Annotated in this window: 19 protein-coding genes and 1 pseudogene; 9 read left to right on the top strand and 11 right to left on the bottom strand. The window is 64.2% G+C overall.

Features of this window, described 5'->3' with window-relative positions; translation table 11 throughout:
* Positions 1-54 precede the first annotated feature (54 nt).
* Together NTH_RS04185 and NTH_RS04180 are read left to right on the top strand one after the other, a co-directional pair.
* A complete protein-coding gene (locus NTH_RS04185; protein WP_338531801.1) occupies positions 55-936 on the top strand; it encodes a cation diffusion facilitator family transporter in 882 nt (293 codons plus the stop codon).
* A gap of 71 nt (positions 937-1,007) precedes the next feature.
* A complete protein-coding gene (locus NTH_RS04180) occupies positions 1,008-2,117 on the top strand; it encodes an AbrB family transcriptional regulator (RefSeq protein WP_338528831.1) in 1,110 nt (369 codons plus the stop codon).
* On the opposite strand, the gene NTH_RS04175 is transcribed toward NTH_RS04180, so the two are convergent.
* The 6 genes from NTH_RS04175 to NTH_RS04150 all read right to left on the bottom strand — a co-directional run bounded on the left by NTH_RS04175 (position 2,101) and on the right by NTH_RS04150 (position 6,549).
* Positions 2,101-2,502, bottom strand: a complete 402-nt coding sequence (locus tag NTH_RS04175) for a GFA family protein (RefSeq protein ID WP_338528830.1) — start codon at positions 2,500-2,502, stop codon at positions 2,101-2,103. The two genes, NTH_RS04180 and NTH_RS04175, sit on opposite strands and share 17 nt — an antisense overlap.
* 20 nt (positions 2,503-2,522) lie before the next feature.
* Positions 2,523-2,942: a YciI family protein gene (locus NTH_RS04170; protein ID WP_338528829.1), complete on the bottom strand. Its 420-nt coding sequence runs from the start codon at positions 2,940-2,942 to the stop codon at positions 2,523-2,525.
* Between the two features lie 116 nt (positions 2,943-3,058).
* Positions 3,059-4,363: a serine hydrolase domain-containing protein gene (locus NTH_RS04165; protein WP_338528828.1), complete on the bottom strand. Its 1,305-nt coding sequence runs from the start codon at positions 4,361-4,363 to the stop codon at positions 3,059-3,061.
* 59 nt (positions 4,364-4,422) lie between these two features.
* The gene (locus tag NTH_RS04160) at positions 4,423-5,169 is read right to left on the bottom strand and encodes a DUF899 domain-containing protein (protein ID WP_338528827.1); all 747 of its coding nucleotides are present in this window, start codon (positions 5,167-5,169) and stop codon (positions 4,423-4,425) included.
* Positions 5,170-5,210: 41 nt separating this feature from the next.
* Complete coding sequence (locus NTH_RS04155; protein WP_338528826.1) at positions 5,211-5,573, bottom strand: nuclear transport factor 2 family protein; 363 nt, start codon at positions 5,571-5,573, stop codon at positions 5,211-5,213.
* A 127-nt stretch (positions 5,574-5,700) separates the two neighbouring features.
* Complete coding sequence (locus tag NTH_RS04150; protein ID WP_338528825.1) at positions 5,701-6,549, bottom strand: alpha/beta fold hydrolase; 849 nt, start codon at positions 6,547-6,549, stop codon at positions 5,701-5,703.
* An 89-nt stretch (positions 6,550-6,638) separates the two neighbouring features.
* Between NTH_RS04150 and NTH_RS04145 the strand changes: the two genes are divergently transcribed.
* Entirely contained in the window at positions 6,639-7,181 is a 543-nt protein-coding gene (locus NTH_RS04145) for a helix-turn-helix domain-containing protein (RefSeq protein WP_338528824.1), read from the top strand.
* 105 nt (positions 7,182-7,286) lie between these two features.
* On the opposite strand, the gene NTH_RS04140 is transcribed toward NTH_RS04145, so the two are convergent.
* Together NTH_RS04140 and NTH_RS04135 are read right to left on the bottom strand one after the other, a co-directional pair.
* Complete coding sequence (locus NTH_RS04140; RefSeq protein ID WP_338528823.1) at positions 7,287-7,757, bottom strand: SRPBCC family protein; 471 nt, start codon at positions 7,755-7,757, stop codon at positions 7,287-7,289.
* Positions 7,754-8,098, bottom strand: a complete 345-nt coding sequence (locus NTH_RS04135) for an ArsR/SmtB family transcription factor (RefSeq protein ID WP_338528822.1) — start codon at positions 8,096-8,098, stop codon at positions 7,754-7,756. Before NTH_RS04135 ends, NTH_RS04140 begins: the two co-directional genes overlap by 4 nt.
* A 356-nt stretch (positions 8,099-8,454) precedes the next feature.
* On the opposite strand from NTH_RS04135, the gene leuA reads away from it, so the two are divergent.
* From leuA to NTH_RS04120, 3 genes are all read left to right on the top strand, one after another.
* A complete protein-coding gene (leuA, locus tag NTH_RS04130; RefSeq protein WP_338528821.1) occupies positions 8,455-10,167 on the top strand; it encodes a 2-isopropylmalate synthase in 1,713 nt (570 codons plus the stop codon).
* A complete protein-coding gene (locus NTH_RS04125) occupies positions 10,167-10,925 on the top strand; it encodes an alpha/beta fold hydrolase (protein ID WP_338528820.1) in 759 nt (252 codons plus the stop codon). Before leuA ends, NTH_RS04125 begins: the two co-directional genes overlap by 1 nt.
* 135 nt (positions 10,926-11,060) lie before the next feature.
* Complete coding sequence (locus NTH_RS04120; RefSeq protein ID WP_338528819.1) at positions 11,061-11,660, top strand: hypothetical protein; 600 nt, start codon at positions 11,061-11,063, stop codon at positions 11,658-11,660.
* A 55-nt stretch (positions 11,661-11,715) separates the two neighbouring features.
* Here NTH_RS04120 and NTH_RS04115 read toward each other — a convergent pair whose 3' ends face one another.
* Entirely contained in the window at positions 11,716-12,612 is an 897-nt protein-coding gene (locus NTH_RS04115; RefSeq protein ID WP_338528818.1) for a metallophosphoesterase family protein, read from the bottom strand.
* Between the two features lie 86 nt (positions 12,613-12,698).
* Between NTH_RS04115 and NTH_RS04110 the strand changes: the two genes are divergently transcribed.
* Complete coding sequence (locus NTH_RS04110) at positions 12,699-13,154, top strand: NUDIX domain-containing protein (RefSeq protein ID WP_338528817.1); 456 nt, start codon at positions 12,699-12,701, stop codon at positions 13,152-13,154.
* A gap of 30 nt (positions 13,155-13,184) precedes the next feature.
* Here NTH_RS04110 and NTH_RS04105 read toward each other — a convergent pair whose 3' ends face one another.
* Positions 13,185-14,174, bottom strand: a complete 990-nt coding sequence (locus NTH_RS04105; protein ID WP_338528816.1) for a glutathione S-transferase family protein — start codon at positions 14,172-14,174, stop codon at positions 13,185-13,187.
* 281 nt (positions 14,175-14,455) lie between these two features.
* On the opposite strand from NTH_RS04105, the gene NTH_RS04100 reads away from it, so the two are divergent.
* Positions 14,456-14,968 (top strand): GNAT family N-acetyltransferase, encoded by a 513-nt coding sequence (locus tag NTH_RS04100; protein WP_338528815.1) that lies wholly within the window; start codon positions 14,456-14,458, stop codon positions 14,966-14,968.
* A gap of 110 nt (positions 14,969-15,078) precedes the next feature.
* Positions 15,079-15,477: a hydroxyisourate hydrolase gene (gene uraH / locus NTH_RS04095; protein WP_338528814.1), complete on the top strand. Its 399-nt coding sequence runs from the start codon at positions 15,079-15,081 to the stop codon at positions 15,475-15,477.
* Positions 15,478-15,483: 6 nt separating this feature from the next.
* Here the strand turns inward: uraH and NTH_RS04090 are convergent.
* A pseudogene (locus NTH_RS04090) lies at positions 15,484-15,744 on the bottom strand (transposase); the annotation flags it as partial.
* Positions 15,745-15,772: the final 28 nt, after the last annotated feature.

The following is a 15,772-nucleotide window of genomic DNA, read 5'->3' as shown; positions in this document are numbered from 1 at the left end:
GCGCAGGCCTTGACTGCCGGTCCCGGACCGGAAGTGACGGAGAACTTCACGCTCATGGCTTCCAGCGCAAGGGTTCGCCGGCTGTCGTTCTGGTCCATCATCATCGGCGCCGGAATCCTGCTCCTCAAATTCGCCGCCTGGTGGATCACCGGGTCGGTCGCGCTGTTCTCCGACGCGATGGAATCCATCGTAAACGTGGTGGCGGCGGGCGTGGCCTGGTACGCGATCCGCGTTTCGCACATTCCCGCCGATGCCAACCACCCGTTCGGTCATCACAAGGCCGAATATCTGTCGGCGGTTCTGGAAGGCGCGATGATCGCCGTGGCGGCGCTGCTCATCCTTCAGGAAGCGGTGATGGCGTTTGCCTTTCCGCAGCCGCTGCGCGAGCCGGGCATCGGCCTTGCCATCAATGCGCTTGCGGCCGTGGGCAACGGCGCATGGGCATTCGTTCTCGTGCGGGCCGGGCGCGCGGCGCGGTCGCCGGCGCTGGTCGCCGACGGTCGGCATCTGTGGACCGACGTGGTGACCTCTATCGGCGTCATTGCCGGCCTGCTGCTGGCGCTCGCCACCGGCTGGCTGTGGCTCGACCCGCTGATGGCCGTGGTCGTTGCGTTCAACATCCTCTGGCACGGCTGGCACATGGTCAGCGCCTCGGTGCAGGGGCTGATGGACGTCTCCGTCGAGTCCGGCGACCTCGCCGAGATAGAGCGCACCATTCGCGAGAACTGCGACGGCGCGCTCGAATTCCACGACCTCAAGACCCGCGAAGCGGGACGGGCGCGCTTCATCGAATTCCATCTCGTCGTCCCAGCCGACATGACGGTGGAGCGGTCGCATCACATTTGCGACCGGATCGAGGACGCGTTGGAAGCTGCCGTCGCCGGGGCGCAGGTCACCATTCACGTGGAACCCGACCACAAGGCGAAGAACGGCTAGGAATTCTTTGGAAGCAGACGGTTAGGCTGTAAAGATCGCATAGTGATTCAAGCGGAGGGATGGCGGCAGGTATGACGGAACCGATCGAACCGATCGCCATAGGACCGCTCACCGCCCGATCCCTGTCCTTTCAATGGCTCTGCCTGGCGGCGATCACGACGCTGCTGACGGCGGCCATGCTGGCGGTGGCGCTGCCGGCCGCATTGCTGATCGGGCCCATGCTGTCGGCGGTCCTCGTCGGCGCGCTCGGCGCTACCGTGCGGGTGCCGACGCTGGTCTTCGCCTCGGCGCAGGCGATGGTGGGCCTGGTCGTGGGCAGCGCGCTGGAGCCGGCGGTGCTCGCCTCCTTCGCCGATATCTGGCCGGTGCTCCTGTTGACGGTGCTGGCGACGGTGAGTGCGAGCAGCCTGCTCGGCTGGCTTGTCAGCCGCTGGAAGATACTCCCGGGAACGACGGCCGTTTGGGGCTCGGCGCCGGGCGCCGCGACCGCCATGGTGCTGATGGCTGGCGCTTTCGGGGCGGATGCGCGGCTGGTGGCCTTCATGCAGTATCTGCGTGTCATCTTCGTCACGGTGGCGGCCGCGCTGATCGCCCGGCTGTGGGTCGACACGTCCGGCGTCGAGGTTCCTGAGACCGTCTGGTTCGGTCCGGTCGATCCGGCTTCACTCGGCATCACGCTCGGGATCGGCCTTCTGGGCGCGCTGGCCGGCCGTCTCGTCCGGCTTCCCGCGCCGTATTTCGTTGGCGCGTTCGTTGCCGCTGCGCTCGCCCATAATGGGTTCGGCGTGCCTATCGATCTGCCGCCCTGGCTCGTGGGGGCGAGCTATGTGGCGGTCGGCTGGACCATCGGCCTCAAATTCGACCGCGCCCTGCTGGCCACCGCCTTCAAGGCGCTGCCCCAGGTGGTGCTTTCCATATTGGCGCTGATGGCCTTTTGCGGCGGGCTTGCGTGGTTCCTCCACTGGGAATGGGGCATCGACCCGCTCACGGCCTATCTGGCCACCAGCCCCGGCGGGATGGATTCCGTCGCCATCATCGCCGCCGCCTCGCAGAACGTGAACATCTCCTTCATCATGGCCTTGCAGATGGCCCGCTTCCTGTTCGTGCTCCTCCTGGGCCCGCCGATCAGCCGCCTCGTGGCGCGGTGGGCCGGCGGAAGGCAGGCTACAGGAAGCTTCTGACGGCGGGTTCGGCTTCCCAGCGGTTGTTGCGGCCGTCCTCGTATTGCACGGGCGCGGCGGCAAGCTCCTCGTCACTGGCATCGTCGAGACAGGCGACATTCACCGCCACGAACCGGCCGATCGGCTCCACCTCGCCGCGCCCAAACGGCTTGATGCCGCAGGTCCGGCAGAACAGATGGCGGATCGAATGGCTTGCGAAAGCGTACTCCGTCAGCTCGTCCGCTCCCTCGAGCAGTTCGAAGTCATCGGCGGGAATTACCGCTTTCCAGAAACGCCCCTTTCGGCAAATCGAGCAGTTGCAGCGGCTCGTCCCTGCGCTCAGATCCAGTTCGGCCTTGAAGTGCACGCCGCCGCAATGGCAGCTGCCGTGGTAGGTTTTCATCATGCCTGCGCTCCTTGCGTCCGTTACTGCATTCGAGACCTTTTCTGCATCTCCTCGAAACCGGCTGCCGCCTTCTTCACGTCCTCCGGGAAATCCTCCATCTCCTGAATCCGGCGGATCTCGATGGTCTCGTTGGGCGAGCCGGGGCAGCGGCAGGCCCATTCCACGGCCTCCTGCAGCGATCCGACCTCGATAATCCAGTAACCGCCGACAACCTCCTTGGTTTCCGCGAAGGGACCGTCGGTGACGACGGGTTTGCCGTCGGCAAAGCTGACGCGGGCACCCATGGAAGGCGGGTGAAGGCCGTTGAGTTCACGCAGGATGCCGGCCTCCTGCAGATCGGCGTTGAATTTCATCATGGCCTCGACTGCTGCCGGATCAGGCATCGTGCCCGGCTGCGCAGTCTCGTAGCCTGCGGGTATCATCAGCATCATGAAGCGCATCTTGTTTCTCCTGGTGTCTCAATGGAGTTCCTGGCCGGCCCAGGGCTTTTCCGAGGACGAGGAAAAGGGGCACCATCCGACAGCGCCCCACCCGGTTTTTTCAAGCTCAGCCGCCGTCAGCCGATCGCCTCATAGGCATGAGTCCAGAAATCGACGAAAGTTTCAGGCGGTTGCGGCGAGGTCATCATGCGCTGGCTGAAGAATATTCCGATGAGACCGTTCTCCGGGTCCGTATAGGCGGAGGTGCCGTAGCCGCCATCCCAGCCGAACCGGCCGGGAACGAGCCATGGCGCGATCCTCTCCACGGCCACCGACATTCCAAGGCCCCAGCCAGCGCCGCCTTGCGCCATGAAGGGCTCGGCATGCGGGCCGGTCTTCTGCTGCGGGGTAAGCTGGTCGCGGCTCATCTCGGCCACGGTCTCGGCCTTCAGGAACCGGGTGCCGCCGAGCTCTCCGCCGTTCATCATCATCCGGCAGAACGCAAGATAGTTGTCCACCGTCGTGACAAGGCCGCCGGCGCCAGAATCGAGCGGGGGCGGGCTCAAGAAATCGATGCCCTCGTCGGGGCCGAACACTTTCGGCGCGCCGTCATTGGCCGCGAAGTCGGGGCCGTATTGGGGCGGCAGCCTGTCGCGCTTTTCGGACGGCACGTAGAAGCCGGTGTCCTTCATTCCCAGCGGATCGAACAGCCGTTCCCGCATCACATCGCCGAGCCGCTTGCCGGTCGCCCGCTCGATGAGGATGCCGGCCACGTCCAGCCCGTTGTTGTAGAGGAACATCTCGCCCGGCTGCGCCGCCAGCGGTATCGAGCCGAGTTTTGCCATATATTCGTCCGACGACATCTTGGGCAGCGCCCAGCCCGGCGCGACGCCCGCCTCCCGCATGGCGGCCTGTATCGGGTACTGTTCGGGAAACACCATTATGGCGCCGAGGCCGAAGGTCATCGTCAGCAGATGGCGCAGCGTGACCGGGCGGTCCGCCGGCACCGTGTCGTCCAGCGGAGCGTCGACGCTCGTCAGCACGCGCCGGTCGGACAGTTCGGGCAGGAGATCGTCGACCGGGGCATCGAGCGCCAGCCGCCCTTCCTCCACCAGCATCATGGCGAGCGCCGCCGTCACCGGCTTGGTGATCGAGGCGACGCGGAATATCGTATCCCGTGCCATGGGCTTGCCGCCCCCAAGCTCGAAAGTCCCGGCGGTGCCCGTCTCCGTCCGCCCCTTCCTGTGGAGAAGCCAGACCGCGCCGGGCAAGTAGCCATCGGCCATGTGAGCCCGCATCGCCTCGCCTATGGCTTCGTTCGCCGCCGCGATGCCGGCCTCGTTCGCTTGTGCCACTGGTATTCTCCCCTGGCCGGCGATCCCCAGCGCCAAAAGGCCGGCGCCGGACTGGAGCAGCCTGCGTCTCGTCGTGTGGTCGGGCATGATTGTATCTCCGCTTTTTGCGCGTTGGTCCATGGATAGTTCGGGCCGATAGTTCAGGCTCAGTCCTCGAAAACGGGAACGGCCTCACGGGCGCTTTCGACCCGTCCCTTCGGCTCCTCCCAGTCCTCCTGCCGGCCGAGCGGCGTGAGGTCGAGCCAGTAATAGGAGCCGCCCGTCATCTCGGCGCCGCGGCCGAAGGTCGAATAGCTGTGGAACATCTCGTCGCCGACGCGCAGAAAGACGCTGGTGCCGGGCTGTTCCAGCGGGCGCTCGCCCTGGAAATAGTATCCGGTGCCGGCTTCCTCGTGCTCCTTGAGCGTGCGGTAGTTGTAGACCGGAGCGGATCGCCGTTCGTCGATGGTCACCCCGAAATCATAGTTGAAGTCGCTGCGGTAGGAGGAGTACCAGGGAAAACGCCAGCCGCGCTCTGCCTTATAGCGCTCGATCTTCTCGACCGGCGCGCGCGATATGCAGGCATAGGAGGTGTCGCGGCTGTTGAGATGGCGTATCAGCCCGTCGGAAATCTCGTCGGCGCCGGCGGTGCAGCCCGCGCAGCCCTTTTCCCAGCGCGGATCGAACATGAAATGGCCGACGATCAGCTGGCGGCGGCCTTCGAAGAGATCGATCAGCCGCTTCCTGCCGTCCGATCCTTCGAAGACGTAATTCTTCTCGATCTTCACCATCGGCAGACGGCGGCGCTCCGCGTTCAGGGCGTCGCGCGCCCGCGTCATTTCCTTTTCCTTGGCCAGCAGCGCCTTGCGGGCGTCCAGCCATTCTTCACGCGAAACGATTTGCGGCAGGCTCATCTTCAGTTCCTCCATGGTTCGAAGTTTACGTGCCGGCTCGCTCAGGAGGGTTGGAAAACGCCGTCGATGTACGCCGCGCCGAAATAGACATTGACGGCGCGGATGCGGTCGCCCGTAAAATCGAGCGTCTCGACATTGCGAAATTCCTTCCCTTCCGGAGTACGGCACCTGTACAAGACGAATACGCGGTCCCCATTCTCGACAACTTCTTCCGGAGAAATTTCGGCCATCCGCTGGCCGGCCGGCCAGCAGCGCTCGAAGAAGGCCTCTCTATCGATGGCGTCGTCATAGGGACTGGTGAAGGTGAAGTCGGCCGTCAGCATATCCTCGACGAGCTTGCGGTCCTTCGTCTTGTAGGCGCCGAAATAGGCGCGGGCGATTTCCGTTCTGTTTGACGCTGGCATGTTGAAGTCTCCTCTTCATGTCATGCGAAAGATCAGGCCCGCCTCGACAGGACGACGTCGGTCGCCTTTTCTGACGGGACATGCTCGGTCACCTCGTAGCCGAGGCGAAGTAGTCTTTCCGGCCGGCTCATTGCCGCCCGGTATGCTCGGTAATGGTCTCGATGATCTCGTCCCAGTCCGACCGATGCAATTCATGCCCGCCGCCTTCGATTGCGACCAGCCTTGCTCCCGGAACCTCGGCGGCAAGAGCGGCGCCGTGCTCGACGGGAAAGAGCGGGTCGGCCGTGCCGTGGATCACGAGCAGCGGCGCCGTCATTGCGCGCAGCCGGCCCTCCCAGGACTTCCCGCCCTTCAGCATGAAGTGATTGGCGGCGTTCAGGAAATTGCGCGCACGCGCCGCGTCCCGCTCGACCAGTTGCCGGGCCCTGGCTTCATCGTAGGGGTGAGCGGTGCCGGCGATCATGCGGGTGTCCTTGACGACGAAATCGATCACTTCCGCCTTATTGGTCCAATCGACCTTCTCTCCGGCAGCGGAATGCTCCTTGTAGGCTTCGGTGAAACCCGGCAGCGACGAGGTGTCGACCCCGACCGGAGACGTGCTGATGGCGGTGACGGTGGCCACTCGCTCGGGATGCTCCAGCGCCGCCATCTGGGCGATCATCCCGCCCATCGACATGCCGACGAGATGGGCCGAGCTGATCGCATAGCCGTCGAGCACGCGGATCGCGTCGCCGGCCATGTCATCGAACGAATAGGACGGATTGCCCGGCTCGTAGGTGGACGACAGTCCCGTATCGCGATTGTCGTAGCGGATGACATGGCGGCCACGCGCCGCAAGCGCCTCGCAGAATTCTTCCGGCCACCAGAGCATGGAAGCCATGGCGCCCATGATGAGCAGGACCGGCGGATCGGCCGGTTCTCCGAAGGCCTCGGTGGCGATCTCCAGATCATCAGTTGTGACGACACGTGCCTTCATCGCCCGCGTTCCCTTCAAACCGATTGCAATAAATAACTAGTTGCAAGCTAGGAGAACCGATCCTACATTGCAACCAGTTTTTGGAGAACATGAAATTGGCCACCGACAAGGAGTCTCCCGCCGCCCACCGTTCGGGCTGTCCCATCAATCTCACGCTGGAGGTCCTTGGCGACAAATGGAGCCTGATCGTCGTGCGCGACATGATGTTCGGGAACCGTCGCCACTTCCGCGAACTGCTGTCCAATTCGGAAGAGGGTATCGCCTCCAATATCCTGGCGGACAGGCTGCGGCGGCTGATGGCGGAGGGCGTCATCTCAAAGGCCGACGATCCCAGCCACAAGCAGAAGGCGATCTACAGCCTGACCGAAAAAGGCATCGAGCTTCTGCCGGTCTTCGCGATGATCGGCGCCTGGGGCCGCAAATGGCTGCCGGTGAGCGAGGCGCTGTCCATCCGCGCCCGGCTCCTGGAGGAGGGCGGGCCGGCGCTTTGGGACGAGTTCATGGAGGAATTGCGGGTCGAGCATCTCGGCGCGCCGCCGCCGGCGCGGCGGTCGGGGCCGGGCGTTCGCGCCCGCCTCCAAGCCGCCTTCGAGGCCATGGCCGGCGGCCAGGAGAACATTCCGGCCGCCTGAGCGGCGGCCGGCGTAATTTACGGAATCATTACATCGCGTTGAACGGTGGCGTTGGCATAATGAATCATGCCGTTGACGAGCCGATGCAAGTCGCCTGGCGCCTGCTCAGCCGTTTTTCGCCAGATAGTCTTCCAGATTGTCGAAGGCTGAGCTCCAGCCGCTCTCATGGCCGTCGCGCGATTCCGTGGAGGCAAATATCGCCTGGTGGAGGGTGAGCTGGGTCTTGTCCGCCCCGGCCTCCCGGAGCGTGACCGTCACCACGGTCTCGTGGCCGGGCCGGCCGGTCTCGTCGTCCCAGACATGGGTGAAGACGATGCGCTCCGGCTCATCGATTTCCTTGTAGACGCCGCTCAGCCAGTATTCCTTGCCGTCCGGCGAGCGCATGCAGGTGCGGTAGGAGCCGCCGGGCCGGATGTCGCCTTCCGCGTGCGGAATGGTCATGCCCTTGGGGCAGCTCCAGTTGTTCAGATGCTCCGGCCGGGTCCACATCTGGAAGACGAGCTCGCGCGGCGCGTCGAAGGTGCGGGTCAGGTACAGTTCGGCATCCGATTTCGCGGCTGTGGAATGGGCGGTCATTGCGGCGTCTCCTTCTTTTGGATTTCCTTCAGATAATCGTTCAGGCGGTCGAGACTTCCCTCCCAGAAGCGCCTATAGCGCTCCACCCAGTCGGCGACCTCCTTCAGCGGCCCCGCTTCAAGCCGGCAGGGCCGGTACTGGGCGTTGCGGCCCCGCGAAACGAGGCCTGCTCCCTCCAGCACCTTCAGGTGCTTGGAAATCGCAGGCAGTGACAGGTCGAAGGGGGCGGCGATCTCGTTGACCGTCGCCTCGCCCTCGCAAAGCTTCGCGAGCATGGCGCGGCGGGTAGGATCGGCGAGCGCGGCGAAAGCAGTGCTCAGGGGGTCGGGATGATGTTTCATTTTTCCATTTGGCTAATTATCCATTTGGTTAAATACAGCGCGCACGAACCGCTGTCAACCGGCTCTTGCGCCTTCCGGCGGCGTGGGCTATTGATCGCCTCATGTCCCGTTCCGCGCGCAACAATTCCGCCAGTCCGGTCGCCGTTTTGGTCGGCGCGACGGCGCGTGCGTTCAATTCAGGCCTGCTACTTCTCGGTCTTATCGGCGATCGCCGGGTCCGTTGAAGGGGCGCCCGGCGATCGACGCCGCCGCGTGGCTTCCTGCTCCTTCCAGCCAGAAACAAGAGTCTTAGACATGCAGCCTTGACAGGCGGGCCTATGCGGTGAACCAAGCCCGCGGCCGCCGGGAGTGACGAAATGGACGCCAAGAACGACAATTCCAACATGCGCGCGGGCCGCAAGGGCATGCCCGACGCGGCACGCAAATATCAGCCTTATCCCACGATCGGCCTTGCCGACCGGACCTGGCCGGACAAGCGCATAGAGAAGGCGCCGATCTGGTGCTCCGTCGATTTGCGCGACGGCAATCAGGCGCTGATCGACCCGATGGGCCACGAGCGCAAGGCGCGCATGTTCGGCCTGCTGCTCGACATGGGGTTCAAGGAGATCGAGATAGGCTTTCCTTCCGCGTCCCAGACCGATTTCGATTTCACCCGGTGGGCGATCGAGGAAGGCGGCGTTCCCAATGACGTATCGCTCCAGGTGCTGGTGCAGTGCCGGCCGGAGCTCATCTCGCGCACCTTCCAGGCGCTCGAAGGGGCCAGGCGCCCGATCGTCCACTTCTACAATTCCACCAGCGAGTTGCAGCGCCGCGTCGTGTTCGGCAAGGATGTCGCCGGCATCAAGCAGATCGCCACGGATGCGGCCAAGATGGTGGCCGACATGGCGGCAAAGGCCGGCGGCGGCTACCGTTTCGAATATTCGCCGGAAAGCTTCACCGGCACGGAGCTCGAGGTGGCGCTGGAAATCTGCAACGCCGTCACCGAGATCATCGACCCGACGCCGGAAAACAAGCTGATCCTCAACCTGCCGGCGACCGTCGAGATGTCCACGCCCAATGTGCATGCCGACCAGTTCGAGTGGATGCACCGCAATCTCGACCGGCGGGACTGCATCATCCTGTCGCTGCATCCGCACAACGACCGTGGCACCGGCATCGCCGCAACGGAGCTCGGCCTCATGGCGGGCGCCGACCGCGTGGAGGGCACGCTCTTCGGCAATGGCGAGCGCACCGGCAATGTCGACCTCGTCACGCTGGCGCTCAACATGTACACGCAGGGCGTCGATCCCATGCTCGACTGCTCGGACATCAACCGCATCAAGGATGTCTATGAGCACTGTAACCAGCTGCGCATTCCCGAGCGCCATCCCTATGTGGGCGAACTGGTCTATACGGCCTTTTCCGGTTCTCACCAGGACGCCATCAACAAGGGCATGAAGGCCATCAAGGCAGCCAACAAGCCGCAGTGGGAAGTGCCCTATCTGCCCATCGATCCGCAGGATGTCGGGCGCTCCTACGAGGCCATCATCCGCATCAATTCGCAGTCGGGCAAGGGCGGCATCGCCTATATCCTGCAGGCCGATTACGGGCTCAACCTGCCGCGCAACCTGCAGGTGGAGTTCCGCGAGGACATCCAGGAGATCACCGACACCGAAGGCCGGGAACTGCCGTCGAAGCGCATCCATGAGCGTTTCATGGAGCTTTATGTCGACCAGCCGGGCGCCCGGCTCAAATTCGTCGACCACCAGACCTTCCCCGACAGCGGCGCCAAGGGCAGGCGGGTCGTCGAGGCCACCATCCTCGACAATGGCGTGGAAAAGACGATCAAGGGTTCCGGCACGGGACCGGTCGACGGCTTCATCAACGCGCTGTCCAGCCATGTCGGCGTGGAGATGTCGGTCCTCGACTATTCCGAACATTCCCTGCAGCGCGGGGCGGATGCGGCGGCTGTGTGCTACATGGAGGTGGAGCACCCGGGCGGAAAGCTTTTCGGCGTCGGCATGAACACGAACATCGTGACGGCCTCGCTCGAAGCCGTGGTCTCCGCCGCCAACAGGATCGTCGGCTGATGGGCCTTGCCGTTCGGGAGACGGGCGGGGAGGGCGAACCGCTCGTCCTCCTCCACGGCTTCGGCGGCACGCACCGGGCCTGGGACCGGGTCGTCGCGGCGCTCGGTCCTGGCGTGCGCGTGCTGGCCTACGATCTGCCCGGCCATGGCGGCTCGCTGGACTTTCCCGAGGCCGGTCCCGCACCCGTCGCCGCCCGGGCGATCGCCGCCGACCTGCAGGCGCGGGGCTGCGGGCGCTTTCATCTGGCGGGCCATTCCTTCGGCGGTGCGGTGGCCGCGCTGATCGCCATGCGCGCGCCCGGGCAAGTGGCCTCGCTGACGCTGTTTGCTCCGGGCGGCCTCGGCCCTCAGATCAACGCGCCGTTGCTCAAACGCTACGCCGAGGCCCGAACACCCGACGAGGTTGAGGCCTGCCTCATCCTGATGTCTGGCCCGGGCTGCAAGGTCTCGTCCGACGTCGTCGAAGCTGCCGTGACCATGCGCTCGCAACCGGGTCAGACGGCGATGCTCCGCCGCATCTGGCAGATGATCGCCGGGGAAGGCAGCCAGGGAACCCTGCCGCGCGACGGGCTGGCCGGGCTCGATCTGCCGGTGCGGGTCGTGTGGGGCGGGTTCGACGCCGTTCTGCCGCCGCGGCAGTCGGACGATCTGCCGCCCCTGTTCGCCCGCCACTTCTTCCCCGGCCTCGGCCATATGCTGCCGGAGGAAGCGCCCGCCGACATGGCACGCATCCTGCAATTTGCGATCTGCCGAAACTGATTCAAAGACGCCTGCCAATCGCATTGAATTTGTTGCATTTACCTTGCCGTGCGAGAGCGGAACAAAACGTGATGATTTTACCTCCGGCCCATGTTAACGGTAAGTTAACCGTGTTCCCGATCTGGAGGATCGCTTATGAGTGAGGCTGGCCAGAAGGTCGTGCCTGCCGAGAATGTGCGCAGGCTTTCCAGTGTCATTCGCGACATGAAGAACGCTGCCGCCGATCGCGAGGATGTCGTGGTCGAGATGCGCGAGGCGAGCCACACGCGCCTGGAACTCCTCGCACAGGAATTGCAGCCGGTTTTCGCCGACGTTCCGAAAGACGATCCGCGCTTCGACCTCGTGATCTCCAACGGCGAGCAGCCGCGCCTGTGGATCGATGCCGTGGCGCATGTCGTCATGGGCCGCGACCGGCGCACCTATCGCTTCCTGTGCGACACGAGGCTCGGCCGTCAGGTGCTTGCGGAATCGGCCGACATGAAGCCCGTCGCGGACCAGATCACCCGTTACATCGCCGAGCGGATGGTGGAACGCCAGCGCCGCATCGAAGGCGATATCGAGGTCCTGCCGCGCGGACAGGCGGACGAGGAGCAAAAGCCGGACAACGCGGCCAGGCGGAGCGGCTGGAAGGGGTTTTTCCAAGGGCTGCTGCTGGTCGTCCTGGGCGGCGCCGTCGGCGCCGGAACCGTCTTTGCGTTCCTGTCGGAGCGGTTCCAGGAGTTCAATCCCTTCTAGGGTCAGGACCCCAGAGCTTGCCGTCCGATTGGCCCGCAACGCTTTCCATGGCGCCTCAATACAGCGTCGATGACGAGATGTCGCTGATCTCCTCTCCGGCGGAAATGCCGCGCCGGGTGAAGCGCACCCGCCAGCTTCCCGCCGCGCCGTCGATATCGAAGAGATTGTAGTGGGCGGGTGTCTTGGCGCTGCCGTGGGCCTGTCCGGCGGCCGCGACGCCGACCACCGGCACCGGCCCGTCCGGCCCGTCGATCCGATGCACCGTCGCCAGGTGCGTGTGCCCGTGCAGGACCAGTTCCGCGCCGTGGCGGCGCACGATCTTCTGAAAGCGCGAAATGCCGTAGAGCCGTTTGGCGGCATGGGTTGCCCCGCGCACTGGCGGGTGGTGGATCATGACGACGCGGAACAGGCCGCGCTCGCGCGCCTCGTCCAGCAGGGCCGCAAGCTTCCGCGCCTGCCCGTCGGAGAAATGGCCGCTGGCCAAAAGAGGCGCCGTGGCGCGGGCCGAGGACACGCCGATCATCGCCAGCGAGCCGCGCACCCTTATGAAGGGAAAGCCGCGCCTGCCGGTTGGCGGTGGCGCATGGTCGCCGGTCATGAACGGCGCCCAGGCGCGGCAGGCCCGCTTCAGCGCGCCCGGAACATAGGCGTCGTGGTTGCCGGGTACCACCGATATGTCCTGCGGGTCGCCAAGCGCCTCGAGCCACAGCTTCGCCAGTTCGATTTCCTTGTCGAGGGCCAGATTGACCAGATCGCCGGTCAGCGCGATATGGTTGGGGCCGGCCGCCAGCATATCCGTCGTGATCCGGTCGATAATGCCGTGGTCGAGGCTGAACCGGCGGTTGCGGCGCCAATTGATGTAGCCGGTTATCCGCTTCGAGGCGAGTTCACGGTAGGATATGTCGGGCAGCGGACCCAGATGGATGTCGGAAAAATGTGCCAAGCGAAACATCAGCCCTCTTTAGAGTACCCGCCGGGCGCTTTCCAGCCCATCGTTCCCTCATGAGCCGCCAGCCCGCTCCATTGCCGGCGGAAAGGATGCGGCTGCGCGTCAGGCTGTTTCATCTGTGGTTCCTGCTGCGCCGTCCCATGACGCTCGGCGCCAGGGGCGTGGTCTTCGACGAGGAAGCGCGTTCGGTCCTGCTGATCCGCCACACCTATGTCGCCGGCTGGCAGTTGCCGGGCGGTGGCGTCGAAGTGGGCGAGACATTCGAGCAGGCGCTGGCGCGGGAACTGGCCGAGGAGGGCAATATAGAGCTTCTGGGGGATCCGGTCCTGCGCTCGCTGCACTTCAACCGGCAGTCCAGCCGTCGCGATCATGTCGCCGTCTATCTGGTGACGCGGTTCCGGCAGAACGGACCGCACGTGCCCGACCGCGAAATCGCGGAAGCCCGGTTCTTTCCGCTGGAGGCGCTGCCGCAAGGCGTGACGGCCGCCACACGCCGGCGGCTGGCCGAAGTCTTCGAAGGGGCCGCCGTCTCGCAGGACTGGTGAGGCGCCGCCGGGTCAAAACTCATCCTGACCCTAGCCGGCCTTCGCCAACCTTGCCCGATCGTGCGGCCCGTCATAGTGCAGTTCCGGTCCCTTCGGCACGATGCCGGTCGGGTTGATGGTGGCATGGCTGCCGTAATAGTGCATTTTGATGTGACGCAGGTTCACCGTCCCGGCGACGCCCGGCACCTGGTAGAGCTCCCGCAGATAGTTGGAAAGATTCGGATAGTCGGCGATGCGGCGCAGATTGCATTTGAAGTGGCCGACATAGACCGGATCGAACCGCACCAGCGTGGTGAACAGCCGCCAGTCCGCTTCCGTCAGCCGTTCCCCCGCCAGATAGCGCTGGCGCGAGAGCATGTCCTCCACCTTGTCGAGGGCGTTGAACAGGGCGTCGAAAGCTTCCTCATAGGCCTCCTGGGTGGTGGCGAAGCCGGCCTTGTAGACGCCGTTGTTGATGTTCTCGTAGACCAGCTCGTTGACGGCGTCGATCTTCCTGCGCAGCGGCGGCGGATAGAAATCCAGCGAGGCATCGCCCCATTCGTCGAAGGCTTCGTTCAGCATACGGATGATTTCGGCGGATTCGTTGGAGACGATGGTCTCCGTCTTCTTGTCCCACAGCACCGGCACCGTCACCCGCCCCGAATATTTGGGGTCGGCCCTGGTGTATATCTGGTGAAGGAAATCGGCGCCGTAGAGGTCGTCGCCGGTGGCGGCCTCGTCCTTTTGAAACGTCCAGCCGTTCTCGCCCATGAAGTGATGGACCACGGAAACCGAGATCACGTCTTCGAGCTTTTTCAGTTTGCGGAAAATCAGCGTGCGGTGGGCCCATGGGCAGGCGAGGGAGACGTAAAGGTGGTAGCGGCCGGGCTCTGCCTTGAAGCCCCGCTCGCGCCCTTCGGCCGGCTCGCCGTCCTTCGTCACGAAATCGCGGAACTGCGACTTCGACCGCTCAAAGCGGCCGCCGGATTTCGATGTATCGTACCATTGATCGTGCCAAACGCCGTCGACAAGCAATCCCATTCATCGTCTCCTTATCAATCAGGCACCAATGTAGGGATCGGGTGCCAAAGGCCAAGCGCCGTTTCCTGAACGGATCGTCAACCGGCGGAAAATGTCGCGGCTCCTTCAAAAAGCGTGGACGGGCCCGGCGATTGGTGCTAGCGGAATTTTCCGAAATCGGAGCGTTTGAAGAAATGATCCTGTTCCGCGTGGAGCGACGACGAGAGGCACGACGCGTGTAATGCGCGCGGGCTCGGCCTGGCCGGGCCGCCATACCCTTTCGATCCACCGGAATCCGTTTCATGTCCCTTGCCGACATTCGCTACCTGCCGGAAGAGCCTGCGCACGACGCTGAAATCGAAGCGATCAACGCCGAGGCCTTCGGTCCCGGCCGGTTCACCCGCGCCGCCTATAAGATCCGCGAAGGCGGATCGCACGAACGCGCGCTCTCCTTCGTCGCCACCCATCAGGACACCGTCATCGGCTCCGTCCGCCTGACCCGCATCGTGGCGGGACAGGGCCGGGGACTGCTCCTCGGGCCGCTCGCCGTCCGCCCCGCCTACAAGAACAAGGGTATCGGCCGCAAGCTGGTGGCCATCGCGCTGGATGCCGCGCGGGAAGCGGGGGAGGGCGTCGTGGTGCTCGTCGGCGATGAGCCCTATTACGGGCCTTTGGGTTTCGAGCGCATTCCGTACGGGCAATTGTCGATGCCGCGCCCGGTCGATCCCAACCGCCTCCTGGCTGCGGAGCTGAAGGAAGGCGCGATGGCCGCGCTCACCGGCGAGACGCGGCACGGCGGCCTCGCCAAGACATGATTGCAGCGTTGCCGATGCCTCCGAGCTTCTACGGAACATCGCCCTAATTCGGACCAGAATCTGAGTTAGGCACGTACTTTTTCAGGAAGTATCAATTTCAGGAGATATCAATGCGCTTTTCAACTATCGCTGGGTTCACCGCCATCGTCACCTTGGCCACAACGGTCGCTGCTTCGGCGGAAGGATTCTCCACCCATGTTCTGGATGTTGCGCGTGGTACGGGCGGTACCGATATTCCGGTTACCCTCGAACGGCAGCAGGAAGATGGAAGCTGGCGCCGGCTCGCCAAAAGCCGAACGGATGCGAACGGGCGTGTCCGTTCGTTCGGAGACGACATCGAGGTCGAAGCAGCCGTCTACAGATTGACATTCGATATGTCGAACTATGCGGATGAGACTGCGTTTTTCCCCGCTATCGACGTGATTTTCCAAGTGACCGATACAACGCAGTCATACCACGTCCCCATCGTGGTGAGCCCATACGGCTACAGCACATACCGAGGCAATTAGAGCCTTTCAGGTTTTGACGGAAGCATATCCTGCATTGAGGAAGTAGTTGCTGCATTCGCTGGGCTGGATAGAGGAGACGAGGCCGCCGATGTGCCGCCATGTCTCCTCGATGGTTCGCTTTTGGGCCGTGCGCATCCAGTGCTTGATCTTGGCGAAGGCCTGCTCGATCGGATTGAGGTCGGGCGAGTATGGGGGCAGATACCAGAGCCTTGCGCCGGCGGCTTTGATCATCTGCCGGACGGCGGCCGACTTGTGCGAGCCGAGATTGATGGGGTGGACGCCCCCTCACGGCATC

Source organism: Nitratireductor thuwali (genome assembly GCF_036621415.1).
GTDB classification, from domain to species: domain Bacteria; phylum Pseudomonadota; class Alphaproteobacteria; order Rhizobiales; family Rhizobiaceae; genus Chelativorans; species Chelativorans thuwali.
Note: the sequence above shows the minus strand (reverse complement) of the source record. Positions and strands in the feature narration are given on the sequence as shown.